The 13214-nt window shown below is 60.4% G+C and carries 15 protein-coding genes; 11 read left to right on the top strand and 4 right to left on the bottom strand.

The window, feature by feature from the left end:
• Window positions 1-116: 116 nt before the first annotated feature.
• Together BMZ91_RS04475 and BMZ91_RS04470 are read right to left on the bottom strand one after the other, a co-directional pair.
• A complete protein-coding gene (locus tag BMZ91_RS04475; RefSeq protein WP_092835199.1) occupies window positions 117-1292 on the bottom strand; it encodes an acetyl-CoA C-acetyltransferase in 1176 nt (391 codons plus the stop codon).
• 139 nt (window positions 1293-1431) lie between these two features.
• On the bottom strand, window positions 1432-2268 hold the full coding sequence (locus BMZ91_RS04470; RefSeq protein ID WP_092835514.1) for an EAL domain-containing protein: 837 nt from the start codon (window positions 2266-2268) through the stop codon (window positions 1432-1434).
• Between the two features lie 114 nt (window positions 2269-2382).
• On the opposite strand from BMZ91_RS04470, the gene BMZ91_RS04465 reads away from it, so the two are divergent.
• From BMZ91_RS04465 to BMZ91_RS04445, 5 genes are all read left to right on the top strand, one after another.
• Complete coding sequence (locus BMZ91_RS04465; RefSeq protein ID WP_092835197.1) at window positions 2383-2964, top strand: DNA-3-methyladenine glycosylase I; 582 nt, start codon at window positions 2383-2385, stop codon at window positions 2962-2964.
• A gap of 107 nt (window positions 2965-3071) precedes the next feature.
• On the top strand, window positions 3072-4253 hold the full coding sequence (gene rlmN, locus BMZ91_RS04460; RefSeq protein ID WP_092835512.1) for a dual-specificity RNA methyltransferase RlmN: 1182 nt from the start codon (window positions 3072-3074) through the stop codon (window positions 4251-4253).
• Window positions 4254-4332: 79 nt separating this feature from the next.
• Window positions 4333-5292 (top strand): amidoligase family protein, encoded by a 960-nt coding sequence (locus BMZ91_RS04455; RefSeq protein WP_092835195.1) that lies wholly within the window; start codon window positions 4333-4335, stop codon window positions 5290-5292.
• Window positions 5289-6005 carry a gamma-glutamyl-gamma-aminobutyrate hydrolase family protein gene (locus BMZ91_RS04450; RefSeq protein ID WP_092835193.1) on the top strand — a complete coding sequence of 239 codons (717 nt, stop codon included), beginning with the start codon at window positions 5289-5291 and terminating at the stop codon, window positions 6003-6005. Before BMZ91_RS04455 ends, BMZ91_RS04450 begins: the two co-directional genes overlap by 4 nt.
• A 103-nt stretch (window positions 6006-6108) precedes the next feature.
• Window positions 6109-6297 carry a hypothetical protein gene (locus tag BMZ91_RS04445; protein ID WP_092835191.1) on the top strand — a complete coding sequence of 63 codons (189 nt, stop codon included), beginning with the start codon at window positions 6109-6111 and terminating at the stop codon, window positions 6295-6297.
• A gap of 225 nt (window positions 6298-6522) precedes the next feature.
• Here the strand turns inward: BMZ91_RS04445 and rpsU are convergent, their stop codons facing one another.
• Window positions 6523-6729 (bottom strand): 30S ribosomal protein S21, encoded by a 207-nt coding sequence (gene rpsU / locus BMZ91_RS04440; RefSeq protein WP_092835189.1) that lies wholly within the window; start codon window positions 6727-6729, stop codon window positions 6523-6525.
• A 109-nt stretch (window positions 6730-6838) separates the two neighbouring features.
• Between rpsU and BMZ91_RS04435 the strand changes: the two genes are divergently transcribed.
• Genes BMZ91_RS04435 through BMZ91_RS04420 form a run of 4 tightly spaced genes read left to right on the top strand, consistent with a single transcriptional unit; the run spans window position 6839 to window position 10170 of the window.
• The gene (locus BMZ91_RS04435) at window positions 6839-7528 is read left to right on the top strand and encodes a COQ9 family protein (protein WP_092835187.1); all 690 of its coding nucleotides are present in this window, start codon (window positions 6839-6841) and stop codon (window positions 7526-7528) included.
• A 20-nt stretch (window positions 7529-7548) separates the two neighbouring features.
• Entirely contained in the window at window positions 7549-8532 is a 984-nt protein-coding gene (locus BMZ91_RS04430) for an NAD(P)H-quinone oxidoreductase (protein WP_092835185.1), read from the top strand.
• Window position 8533: 1 nt separating this feature from the next.
• Complete coding sequence (locus BMZ91_RS04425) at window positions 8534-9649, top strand: exo-alpha-sialidase (protein WP_092835183.1); 1116 nt, start codon at window positions 8534-8536, stop codon at window positions 9647-9649.
• Window positions 9646-10170, top strand: coding sequence for a hypothetical protein (locus BMZ91_RS04420; protein WP_143076297.1), 525 nt, complete (start codon window positions 9646-9648; stop codon window positions 10168-10170). The genes BMZ91_RS04425 and BMZ91_RS04420 overlap by 4 nt, the downstream gene beginning before the upstream one ends.
• 69 nt (window positions 10171-10239) lie before the next feature.
• Here the strand turns inward: BMZ91_RS04420 and BMZ91_RS04415 are convergent, their stop codons facing one another.
• The gene (locus BMZ91_RS04415; protein WP_092835179.1) at window positions 10240-10890 is read right to left on the bottom strand and encodes a ribonuclease T2 family protein; all 651 of its coding nucleotides are present in this window, start codon (window positions 10888-10890) and stop codon (window positions 10240-10242) included.
• A 117-nt stretch (window positions 10891-11007) separates the two neighbouring features.
• On the opposite strand from BMZ91_RS04415, the gene BMZ91_RS04410 reads away from it, so the two are divergent.
• Together BMZ91_RS04410 and BMZ91_RS04405 are read left to right on the top strand one after the other, a co-directional pair.
• Complete coding sequence (locus BMZ91_RS04410; RefSeq protein WP_092835177.1) at window positions 11008-11766, top strand: DUF1013 domain-containing protein; 759 nt, start codon at window positions 11008-11010, stop codon at window positions 11764-11766.
• A gap of 263 nt (window positions 11767-12029) precedes the next feature.
• Entirely contained in the window at window positions 12030-13214 is a 1185-nt protein-coding gene (locus BMZ91_RS04405) for a type III PLP-dependent enzyme (protein ID WP_092835510.1), read from the top strand.

Below are 13214 nucleotides of genomic sequence, written 5' to 3'. Positions count from 1 at the left end.
TTGCGTGATGAATTTCTCTCTATACATCGAACTCGGTAGCGGTAGGCGCGGGATTTAAAAAAGGGGCGCCGTTTCTGGCGCCCCTTTCACTGCGAATCACAGGCCGGGCCTGAAGTTCAGGGGCGTTCGACGCAAAGAGCGACCCCCATGCCGCCGCCGATGCAAAGCGTGGCAAGGCCTTTTTTGGCACCGCGACGTTTCATTTCGAACAGCAGCGTGTTCAGAACGCGACAGCCCGAGGCGCCGATCGGATGGCCGATTGCAATCGCGCCGCCATTCACGTTCACGATCGCCGGATCCCAGCCCATCTCCTTGTTGACGGCACAGGCCTGGGCGGCGAAGGCTTCGTTGGCCTCGACAAGGTCGAGATCCTTGACCGTCCAGCCGGCTTTTTCGAGCGCTTTATGGCTGGCATGGATAGGCCCCGCACCCATGATCGACGGGTCGAGACCGGCGGTGGCGTAGGATGCAATGCGCGCCAGCGGTTCAATCCCGCGACGCTCGGCCTCATCGGCGCTCATCAAAAGGGTGGCGGCGGCGCCGTCATTGAGGCCGCTTGCGTTGGCGGCGGTCACGCTACCGTCTTTGGTGAAGGCCGGGCGCAGTTTTTGCATGGCCTCCATGGTTGCACCATAACGGATGTACTCGTCCTTATCGACGATGATGTCGCCCTTGCGGGTCTTGACGGTAAAGGCCATGACCTCGTCGTCGAACTTGCCAGCTTTTTGCGCGGCTTCGGCCTTGTTCTGGCTGGCAACGGCGAATTCATCCTGCATGTCGCGGGTGATCTGCCATTTGTCGGCAACGTTTTCGGCGGTCTGCCCCATGTGGTAGTTGTTGAACGCATCCCAAAGCCCGTCGCGAATCATCGTGTCGATATACTTCATATCGCCCATTTTGTGACCGGCGCGCAGGTTGGCTGCATGCGGGCTCATGGTCATGTTTTCCTGACCACCGGCGCAAATGATCGCGGCATCACCAAGCTGAATATGCTGGGCTCCAAGGGCCACGGCACGAAGGCCCGAGCCACAAACCTGGTTGATGCTCCAAGCGGCGCTTTCAATCGGTAGGCCGGCATTGATATGCGCCTGGCGGGCGGGGTTTTGTCCTTGGGCCGCGGTCAGAACCTGGCCAAGAATGGTTTCGGAAACTTCCGATTTGTCGATCCCGGCGCGGGCGACAACCTCTTCCAGAACGGCGGCCCCCAGATCATGTGCGGGTGTGTTGGCGAATGCGCCGCCAAATGATCCAACAGCTGTACGGGCTGCGGATGCGATTACTACGTTGGTCATGTGTGTCCTCCACCAGGATTTGCCAGAGCGAAGGGGATGCTTGGGGTGTCACATCAGATGTGTCGCCCCAGACGGCCTCCGCCTTTACGCGGCGTCATATCTTAGATGCCGCATTGCGGCAATGGACGGAGTGTCACATTCAAGCGATGGCTTGGTCAAGGGCACTGTCAAGCCAGGGCGGCTTTACCGTTGGGGCACCAAAGTAATACCCCTGAAGACAGTCGATCCCAAGCGCTGTCAGATAGGCGGCATCAGCCGGTTTTTCGACGCTCTCGGCAACGGTGACCATGTCGAATTGTTGTCCAACACTGGTCAGGGCGGCAGTCAGCACCTGATTATCGGCGTCATGCGCGATGTCACGAATGAACTGTCCGTCGATCTTGAGGATGTCAAAGTAGAAATCCTTGAGATAGCGGAACGATGTATATCCGGCGCCGAAATCATCAAGCGCAAAACTGATCCCTTTTCGCTGCAATTCCTTCATGAAACCGATCACCAACTCGGGCACAAGCATGGCCGAACTTTCAGTGATCTCAAGGATAAGCCGCTCGGCAATTGTCGGATCTTCGCCAAGCCCGCGTTTGAGGATGCGCATCCAGCGGGCGTAGCCGATAGAGCGGGCCGACATGTTGATCGCCAGCCGCAAATCAGGATAGTCCATCAGCGTCTTGAGACCTTTTTCCAGGGCCAGGCAATCGACGATTCGACCGGTTTCGGTGGTTTCGATTGCGGCGATGAATTCACGCGCAGGGATGATACGCCCGGTTTCATCAAGGACCCGAATCAGCCCCTCGTAAAAGGCCGGTTTGGCCTGCCTGCCCGCAGGCACAACCGCCTGATAGGCCAACACGACCTGTTTGTGTTTCACCGCTTGGTTGACCATCTCTATGACGGACCGGTCCCGCGCCGAAATGGCATAGGCGAGCGGGTTGTCATGCCCGGCCGGAATGTCGGCCCATTTATTTTTCTTCCCCATGCTCTTCTCCGAAATGGCGTGCTTCACAAGTTGGGCCATTTCCGTTAAGTAAAGCTTAAAGAGTTGTTTTTAAACACATTTGCGTGATGTCGGCAAAAGATGAGGGTGAGCAGGATGGAAAGATGCGGCTGGGTTGGGGGGGATGCGCTCTATGAGGCTTACCATGATACCGATTGGGGCGTGCCCGAATATGACAGCCGCGCGCTCTGGGAAAAGCTTGTTCTTGACGGGTTTCAGGCGGGCCTGAGCTGGATCACCATCCTGCGCAAGCGAGAGAATTTTCGCGCCGCTTTTCAGGGGTTTGACCCGAATATCATCGCCACCTGGGGCGAGCAGGATGTGCAGCGCCTGCTGGCGGACCCGGGTATCATCCGCCACCGCGGCAAGATCGAGGCGACGATTGGAAATGCCCGCGTCTGGCAACAGATCGAGGCCGGGGGCGGGTTTGATCGCTACCTGTGGGATTACGTCGGCGGCACCCCTGTTCAGAACAAGTGGCAGAGCCTGTCCGAGGTCCCTGCGCAGACCGATCTTTCCATAAGAATTTCGAAAGATTTGAAGAAACGCGGGTTCAAGTTCTGTGGTCCCACAATCGTCTATGCCTTCATGCAGGCGGTGGGCATGGTCAACGACCATCTGGTCACCTGCCCCTGTCATGCGCCGGTCGCACAGCTTGGGCAATCAAAACGCCTTTGATCTGCGCAAAGCGAGACGGTTGTGCGCCCCACCTCCCCGGAAAGGTGTGTAATTCCCGCGCGAATCCTATATGGAGATGCATCCAGACCCTAACCGCGCGAATGACCATGACCCAGACTGCCCCGATCACGCAAGACGTTCTGACGATCCCCCGCAAGATGCCCGAGGGGCCGATCAACCTTGTCGGCCTGACCCGAGAGCAGATGCGCGAGGTTCTGATCGCGCATGGCACGCCGGAAAAACAGGCCAGGATGCGGGTCGGCCAGATCTGGCAATGGATTTACCAATGGGGCGTGCGTGATTTCGGCGAAATGACGAACCTGTCCAAGGCCTTTCGCGCCGAGCTTGCCGAGAGCTTTGTGATCGAAATCCCCGAGGTTGTCAGCAAGCAGGTCAGTGAAGATGGCACGCGCAAATACCTTGTGCGCATCAATGGCGGTCACGAGGTCGAGGTCGTCTATATCCCCGAAGACTCGCGCGGCACGCTGTGCATTTCATCCCAGGTTGGCTGTACCCTGACCTGTTCGTTCTGTCACACCGGCACCCAGAAACTGGTGCGCAATCTGACCGCTGGCGAAATCATCGGCCAGGTAATGATGGCGAGGGACGATCTGAATGAATGGCCCGAACAGGGCGCGCGTAATGTGGAAGGTCGGCTTTTGTCCAATATCGTTCTGATGGGCATGGGCGAGCCGCTTTATAATTTTGAAAACGTCCGCGATGCGATGAAGATCGCGATGGATGCCGAGGGCATTCAACTCTCTCGTCGCCGCATTACTCTCTCGACCTCGGGTGTCGTGCCGGAAATTGCGCGCACGGCGCAGGAAATCGGCTGTCAGCTTGCAATTTCCTTTCACGCCACCACCGATGAGGTGCGCGACCGCCTTGTCCCGATCAACAGGAAATGGAACCTTGAGGTGCTGCTTGAGGCGCTGCGCAGCTATCCCAAGGTCAGCAACTCCGAGCGGATCACCTTTGAATACGTGATGCTCAAGGGGGTGAATGACAGTGACGCGGATGCGCATCGCCTTATCCGTCTGATCGAGGGCATTCCGGCCAAGATCAACCTTATTCCGTTCAACGAATGGCCCGGTGCCCCCTATGAGCGATCCAGCAACAACCGCATCCGCGCCTTTGCCGACATCATCTATAATGCCGGTTATGCCAGCCCGGTCCGCACCCCGCGCGGCGAGGATATCATGGCCGCCTGCGGACAGTTGAAATCAGCCACCGAACGCGCCCGCAAGTCCCGGCGCGAGATCGAGGCCGACGCCGGGCTTGGCGATTAGGCCAAGACACGCTCAAGGTCACGCCTTGGGGGGGCGGCCTGTCAGACGGGCCGCTCGATTTGTGAAAGGGAGCTGTATCATGCCCAAGTTCGCCTACCTGCCTCAGCCGCTGAATGCCAGGGGCACCCCCCGCCTTGTCGGGGTCGAGATCGAGCTTGGCGGTCTGGACGAGGCCCGCGTTGCGTGCACCTGCGCCGACACCCTTGGCGGCAAGGCCGAACAGGGCGATGGCCCGTTCTGGACCATCAAGGATAGCGAAATCGGCAAGATCGAGATTTACCTCGACGTTTTTTTGCGCAACGCCCAGAAAAGCAAACTGCGCGATCTGGCGCTTGATATCGGCCGCGAGGTTATCCCGGTCGAAATCGTGACCGAGCCCTTGGATCACGCGGGCCTGTCACGGCTGGATGATCTGCGCGCGGCCCTGCGCGAGGCGGGCGGGTTGGGAAGCGGCGCGGGATGGTTCTTAGGGTTCGGCCTGCATCTCAACATCGAAATCGCAAGTGACGCCGACACCGATATCGTGCATCCGCTTCTGGCCTATGCCCTGATCGAGGATTGGATTCGCACCGCCAATCCGATTGACGATTCGCGCCGCGTGCTGCCCTTTACCGATCCTTATCCGACCGATTTCGTGCGCGCGCTGATCGCGGCCGGGCCGGGCGCCAGACTTGACCATGTAACCGGGCTTTATCTTCAATACACCCCAAGCCGCAATCGAGGTCTCGATATGCTGCCGATCTTTGCGCATTTTGATCCCGACAGGATAGCGGCGGCGATTTCCGACAAGACTGCGGCGCGCCCGACCTTTCATTTCCGCCTGCCCGATTGCCGCATCGACGAACCCGGTTGGTCCATAGCCGATGAATGGAACCGCTGGCTTCTGGTCGAGCGCGTGGCGCAGGATGCAGACCTCTTGGCAAAGCTTGCCAGGGCTTGGCAGGACGATCACGGTGTGTTGACCCTCAGCCGCAAAAGCTGGGCGGTGCGCTGTGGCGCGATCCTTAAGGCGGCGGGACTGGACCGCGTTTCGCCATGAGCGCAGGCAAACCCCTGATCGGGGTGACCACCTCGCGTCGCTCCGGCTGGCGGATATATCCGCTGATCGCGCTCAATGTCTGGCTGGCGGGGGGGCGCTCAACCCGTTGGGTGGCCGGGAGCGATGCCGATATCGACGCGGTGGATGGCATCATTATCGGTGGTGGCGATGACATTTCGCCCGATCTTTACGGCGGTCGGCTTGTCACCTCGGCGCGGCTTGACCCGGATCGCGATGCGCTGGAGCACGATATGGTTCTGGCGGCGTTCGAACGCAACAAACCGGTGCTTGGGATTTGCCGCGGCAGTCAGATGCTCAACATTGCGCTGGGCGGTTCTTTGCATCAGGATGCCTATGCCACCTATGCCTCAAGCGACCAGATCCGCACCATCCTGCCACGCAAAACCGTCTGTCTTGAGCCAGACACACGCCTTGCCGGGGTGGCGGGCGCGGCCCCGATGAAGGTGAATGCGCTGCATACTCAGGCGGTCGATCTTCTTGGGCGCGGCCTGCGGGTGGCGGCGCGTGACACCGGCGGCATGATCCAAGCGATCGAGCGGGTGTCAGAGCCCTTCGCCATCGGCGTGCAATGGCACCCCGAGCATCTTTTCTATGCGCATCGCCAGATGGGAATCTTTCGCGCCCTGGTGGCCGCCGCCGCCGCGTGCCGTGACGCCACCCCGCAATTGCCTGAGGTGGATGCAACCATCTGAGCGGCCCAGACAATACCCCGAGTGCGCCACAATTCAGAACAATTGCCGCCACAACCGTAAACTATCCCTGCTGTAGTGGTTAATTGTAATGAGGCAGGAAACGATGGAACGTCAAACAAACGAAACCCCCGCAAGCATCCGCGACATGGTCATGCGTGAACGCCAATTGGCGGTCTCTGAGCGGGAATGGAAACATCGCCTTCGCGGCTATGGCTATGCGATCCGTGATACCGCCGAGGGGCGTTTTGTGACCTCTTTGCTGCGCGGTGCGCCGATTTGCCAGCTTACCTGACTCCGGTCAAAACCGGCCCGGTTTCTTCTGGCCAAAAATATCCTGGGGGAGGTGCCCTGAACAGGGCACCGGGGGCAACGCCCCCAATGACAACAGCCCCAAAACGACAAACCCCCGAAGCATAGGCTCGGGGGTCGTCAAAAGCTTCACACATCTGGTCCGAAAACCGATAATCTTTTTCGGGATGTGAAAACCCCGTGTTGGCAAAAGCTGCCCGAGCGGTCCTTAGACCATCCCTTCGCGCTGAGCTTTCTTACGCGCCAGCTTACGGGCACGGCGAATCGCTTCAGCTTTCTCACGCGCTTTTTTCTCGGACGGTTTCTCGAAATGTTGCTTGAGCTTCATTTCACGAAAAACGCCTTCGCGCTGCAGCTTTTTCTTCAGGGCACGAAGCGCCTGATCGACATTGTTGTCGCGAACACTAACCTGCATGTGGTTTTCACCACCTTTCTAAGTTGAGTTGCAAGGATTTGCAGGAAATCGCCGTATAGCAAAGCACCCCAGTTTTGTCTAGTGTGCGCGAAGCGAAGAGGAAAAGCCGATGCATGACCCCGATTTGATGACCAGATTGCTTGATGCCGCCAAGCTGCATGTGCCGTTTGACGGCTGGAGCGAGGCCACATTGAACGCCGCTGCAAGCGAGGCGGATATTGATCCCGGTCTGGTCGCGGCGATCTGTCCGCGTGGTGCGGTTGATCTTGCCTTGGCCTATCACGAGGCGGGCGATCACGCGATGTTGGCGCGTCTCGAAGCGGCTGATCTGGGCGACATGCGGTTTCGTGACCGGATTGCCTTCGCTGTTCGTGCCCGGCTTGAGGCGGTCGAGGACAAGGAGCTTGTCCGCCGTGGCATGACCCTGTTTTCCCTGCCGATCTATGCCGCCGATGGCGCCCGCGCCGTCTGGCAGACCTGCGATCGGATCTGGCTGGCGCTTGGCGACACCTCGGACGATGTGAATTGGTACACCAAACGCGCGACGCTCTCGGGGGTCTACGGCACGACGGTGCTTTATTGGCTGGGCGACACCAGCGAAAATAGCGCCCGCACCTGGGAGTTTCTTGATCGCCGGATCGAGGACGTCATGCAGATCGAAAAGTTCAAGGCACAGGCGCGCGACAATCGTCTGATGTCAGGGCTGATGGCCGGGCCGTTCAGCTTTCTGAATAAAATTCGCGCGCCACAAGCGGGCGCGACGACCGGCATGCCGGGCCGTTGGAACAGGCCCACCTGAGACAGAAGGAATCAAAAGACATGAGCAAGACGATGCAGGCCGTTGAAATCACCCACGCAGGCGGCCCCGAGGTTTTGGCGCCCACATCCCGCCCACGCCCCGAGCCGCGCGCTGGTGAGGTGGTGATCCGGCTGGCCTATGCCGGGGTCAACCGCCCCGATGCCCTGCAACGTGCCGGGCTTTATGCGCCGCCCGCCACCGCAAGCGATCTGCCCGGGTTGGAGGGCGCGGGCGAGGTGGTCGCGCTTGGCGCGGGCGTTGGCGGCCTTGCGCTTGGCGATCAGGTCTGTGCGCTCTTGCCCGGCGGCGGCTACGCTGAATATGTTTCCACCCCCGCCGCGCATTGCCTGCCGGTGCCTGCTGGCATGGGGTTGAAAGAGACGGCCTGCCTGCCCGAGACGTTTTTCACCGTCTGGTCGAATGTGTTTCAACGCGGCGGCCTCAAGGCCGGAGAACGGTTTCTGGTGCATGGCGGATCAAGCGGCATCGGCACCACCGCGATTCAGCTCGCGCGCGAATTCGGCGCGCGGGTGTTTGCCACCGCCGGGTCGGATGAAAAATGCCAGGCCTGCGAAAATCTTGGCGCCGAGCGCGCGATCAACTATCGCAGGGATGATTTTGTCGATGTAATGCGCGCCGCGGGCGGGGCCGATCTTATCCTCGATATGGTCGGCGGTGACTATCTTCCGCGCAACGTCAAGGCGCTGGCCGATGACGGGCGGCTTGTGCAGATCGCGTTTTTGCAAGGGCCCAAGGTCGAGTTGAACTTTGCCCAGCTGATGATGCGCCGCCTGACAATCACCGGAAGCACCCTGCGCCCGCAAAGCGATCTGGCCAAGGCGCGGATCGCCGAGGCGCTTCTGGCAAACGTCTGGCCGCTGCTTGAAGCAGGCAAGATCGCGCCGGTGATGGATTCCGAATTTGCGCTGGCCGATGCGGCAGGGGCGCATGCGCGGCTGGAAACAAGCGGACATATCGGCAAGATCGTTCTGAAGGTCGGCTAGGGTGGCACTGCCGTCTCTGGCGATCCTTGCGCTTGCAGGGCTAAGCCTGTGCCTGAGCCTCTGGTCGATCCGGCGCGGTGTGCCGCTCAACTGGCGATTTGCGCGCCCAGAGGCTTTGCCCGACACACGCACCCCACGCTTTGAAACGCTGTTGGAGTACACCACCTCAGAGGGCCAGGCACATGCGCCCGCGATTGTGCAGGACGGGAATGGTTTTTCGGTGATCTGGTTTCAGGGCAGCGCCGAAGCAAAACCCGATGTGGATATTTTCGCCGTGCATTTCACCCGTGAGGGCGAGGTCTGGAACGGCTCAGAGCCCGCGCGCCATCTGACCCGCGAGGCCTTGGCGCGTGTGCTTGAGCCGCGTCAATTGGTGGTGACCCTTGGCAATACCATTCAGAATGACGCGGCGCCCGGTCACCTTTATACCACCGCCGTGTCGGTGGGGGGCTGGGCCATGGCCGCAATCGCGGATGTTGCGACAGGCGCGCGCGGGCCTGTCAGGGCCAGCAAGCTCAACCTCTCGCCAATCCTCAACCGGTCGTTTCTGGTGAAATCGCCGATGGTTTCCTACGCTGACGGCAGTCACGCCTTGCCTGTCTATTTCGAAATGGGTGTGACCTATGGCGCATTGGTGCGGTTTGACGCCAGGGGACGGGTCCGCGATCAGCGCCGTATGTCCGGTAGCGGCATCAAAGCCGTCCAGCCGATGATCGTACCACTTGACGCGACCCGCGCGCTTGCCTTTCTGCGCGATCTCGACCGCAGCGGAACGCTATGGTTGAGCCGGACCAGTGATGGCGGCCAAAGCTGGTCACCCGCCGAGGCGCTTGCAATTGCCAACCCGAACGCGCCGGTGGCGGCGCTGTCGCTTGGGAACGGGCGGATATTGATGGCGATGAATGACGATGCGGAGGCCCCCGACGCTCTTCGGCTTGCGGTGAGCGAGGATGAGGGCGCAAGCTGGCGGCATGTGCATCGCTTCGAGGCCAGGGGCGCGCTGCGCTATCCGATGCTCGCCCGTGTGGGGGATGACATCGCGCTGACCTATTCCACCGACGGCAAGCGCGGCATTCGCCTGCATCTGTTCAACGCGGCATGGGTGATGGCGCAATGAGGGCAGCGGTGGAGTGGATCGGGTTGGCCCTCGTCATAGCGTGGGTTGGATTTGCGATAGCAGGGCCGGTTGGCGGTGGTGCGATGGCCCTTGGGGTGCTCGTGTTGCGCAGCTGGCTGCCGGTGGCGGGGCTGATGGCGCTTTTGGCGCCTTTGGGGGTGGCTTTGCCCGCGCTGGCCCTGCGCCAGATGGCGGCGGGCATGGGCGTGGCGGTGATCCCGTTCGGAAGCGTCGAACTGCTGGTGTTCCTGCTGGCCTACCTTGTCTTTCTGGCCTCGGCCTTGGGGTGGATACGGGTTGATCTTTACCGGCTTGGCTATGCGCCGGTGCCGGTGGCGGTGATGGTGCTGGCGATTTGTGGATATGGCGTGCTGACGGGGCAGGTTTTCTTGCCACTCGTCGCGGTTCTGGGTCAGGCGCTCTGGATCATGGGCTGGGGCAGCAGCAACTGGTTTGATCATGTGTTGCACGTGGGTCTGGTGCCGGTGACGATCGTGGGTCTGATCCTGCGGATGCTCTGAGCGCGGGGAGCGCGGGATTTTGAGTATTTTTGGAAAGATGAAAGTCAGGGGCGACGCCTGCCTGAAATGTTACCTGACCGGATCGAAAAGCGCATCTTTCTTGCGGCAATCGCGCACCACGTCGCGCCCGCAGGGCACCGGGGTGAGGTCTTTGGAGAGGCAAAGCCGCGCCTCTTGAATGCGGCCCTCGCGGCAGGTGATGGTCAGCATATCCGGCTCCAGCCCCGGATTGGCCTTGAGGAAGGCCTCTTCGATCACAGAGGCGGGCAGTTTTACCGGTTTCGAGAGGTTGCGAAAGACCGGCGGGCGGGTGACGCTGTCATAGGCTTGGCGCGCCAGCGCATAGTAATCCGGCCCCGAAAGCCCGGTGCAGGCACCGTGCTTTTTCCATTGATACCAGGCCAGCCCCGAGGTGCCCATGATGTCGGCCATGGCGTTTGTCATCTGGCGCGAGGGCGGGCGTTCGGCGGTTTGGCAGTGGGCGGGAAAGCCGCGATGATATTGCGGCCAGAGCCCGTGCAGCACCCAGCCGTGATCACGCGCCTCATCGCATTGCGGAGAGCGGCGCGCATCGCCTTCAAGCGCGCACCATGTCGGCGACCAGCTGAGCGAGAGGACGTAATAGTCAAACTCTCCGGCGCGATCCGATTGTGCCAATGCGGGCAGGCTGAGCAGGCTGAACAGGACAAGCAGGATCACCGGCATTCTTTGGACTTTCATTTTGCGTCAGAGGCCAGTATATACCCCTCAAGTTCCCCGACAATGGAAACCCGTTCCGGCCTAGACCGGAACCGCCCCTCCAGGCGACGGGAAAGATTTGCGTGAAGGAGACCTGAGATGTCTAAACCAATCATGGCCAAGGCCACCGCCGTATGGCTGGTGGATAACACGACGCTGAATTTCAAGCAGATCGCGGATTTCTGCGGGTTGCACGAGCTTGAAGTGCAGGGCATTGCCGATGGCGATGTGGCCGCAGGCGTGAAGGGGTTTGACCCGGTCGCCAACAATCAGCTTACAGAGGAAGAGATTGAAGCGGGGCAGAAAAACCCGCTGCATAAACTCAAGCTCAAGTTCAACGCCGCCGCGCAGGGCGAGGAAAAGCGCCGTGGGCCGCGCTATACCCCGCTGTCCAAGCGCCAGGATCGCCCGGCGTCGATTTTGTGGCTGGTCAAGTTCCATCCCGAGCTGGCCGACAGCCAGATTTCGCGCCTTGTCGGCACGACCAAACCGACCATTCAGGCGATTCGCGAGCGGACCCACTGGAACATCGCCAATATTCAGCCGATCGACCCGGTGGCGCTTGGGCTGTGCAAGCAATCCGAGCTTGATGCCGCCGTGCAGAAGGCCAGCGCCAAGAAGGCCCGCGAAGGCGCCGCGATGAGCGATGACGAACGTCGCAAGCTGTTGAGCACCGAGCAGAGCCTTGGCATGGACGCCGAGCCCAAGATTCCGACCGCGATCGAGGGTCTTGAAAGCTTTACACTTGGTCAGGACTACCAGCCGGAAGAGCGCGAAAAGACATATGATGCCGAAAGCCTTTTCAACTTGCCCGATGCGTCGGATGACGACGATGAGGACGAGGGCGAAAGCCGCTGAACTGGCGCATAGCCTTGGCAAAACGATAGAACCCGGGCCGAAATGCCCGGGTTTTTTCATGCCTCATTGCCGCCGATTTGAAAAATTTGGCTGCACGGGATAAAAATTGTTGCGCCGACTCAATCACCGCCCTAAATGCGATTCATAGACGCCAACGCACGCGCCTCTGGCCGGTGGCCCCGCCACCCGTGTTTACGTAGCGACGGTAACGTCTCCTGTTATGAACTGGTCGGGTGAAAGCCCGGGTCTGATTGGAGATGACCATGAACGCTTACGTGAACCCCCTTGCGGGCGGCGATGCCGTATTTGCACCTTTCGATACCTCATCCGTGATCGTCGATTACATCCGACGCACGTCATTTGATCACCCGACGCTGGTGGTTCACCGTGACACGGTTGCGCGCCAGTATCGCGCGCTCAAGGCCGGTCTTGGCCGGGCCGACATTCACTATGCAGTCAAGGCAAACCCGACCCGCGAAATCATCGAACTGCTGATCGCAGAAGGCAGCCACTTTGATGCGGCCTCGCGTGGTGAGATCGAGCTTTGCCTGAGTCTTGGCGCGCATCCCGATCACATCTCGTTCGGCAATACCGTGAAACGCGCCAGCGACATCGCCTTTGCCCATAGCGCAGGCATCACCCTGTTTGCCGCCGATAGCGAGATGGAGCTTGAAAAGATCGCGACCCATGCGCCCGGCGCAGAGGTTTATATCCGCCTTCTGGTCGGCGCGACCGGCGCCGACTGGCCGCTGAGCCGCAAGTTTGGCTGTGCGCCCGAAATGGCGGGCGACCTGATGGGCCGTGCCCGCGATCTTGGCCTCAAGCCGGTTGGCCTGTCGTTCCATGTCGGAAGCCAGACCCGCCGCGCCGAAATGTGGCGCGAAACGCTGGATCAGGTCGCAGGTGTCTGGGCCGAGGCCCGCGCAGCCGGTTTTGACCTGAGCATGGTCAATATCGGTGGCGGTTTCCCGGCGTTTTACGGCGAAGAGATCGAAGCACCGCAGGTCTATGCCGCACAGGTCATGGCGATGGTCGAACCGCGCTTTCCCGGGGCCACCCGCGTGATGGCAGAGCCCGGTCGCGGCATGGTCGCCGAGGCCGGCATGATCGCCGCCGAAGTGCTTTTGGTAAGCCGCAAATCCGAGGATGACATCTGTCGTTGGGTTTATCTTGATATCGGCAAATTCTCGGGTCTTGCCGAAACCATGGACGAGGCGATCCGCTATCAGTTTCTCACAGAGCGCGAGCATGAGGCAACCGGCCCCTGCATTCTTGCGGGCCCGTCCTGTGACAGTGCCGATGTGCTTTACGAAAAGCGCCCGGTTGCGATGCCGCTTGGGCTTCAGTCCGGCGACCGGATCATCATCCGCAACTGTGGTGCCTATACGTCAAGCTATTCCTCGGTTGGGTTCAACGGTTTCCCGCCGCTTGAGGTTGTGGTGATCTAG

Source organism: Roseovarius lutimaris (assembly GCF_900115165.1).
Lineage (GTDB): Bacteria > Pseudomonadota > Alphaproteobacteria > Rhodobacterales > Rhodobacteraceae > Roseovarius > Roseovarius lutimaris.
The sequence above is the reverse complement of the archived record's forward strand: the minus strand, read 5'-3'. Positions and strand labels throughout refer to the sequence as shown.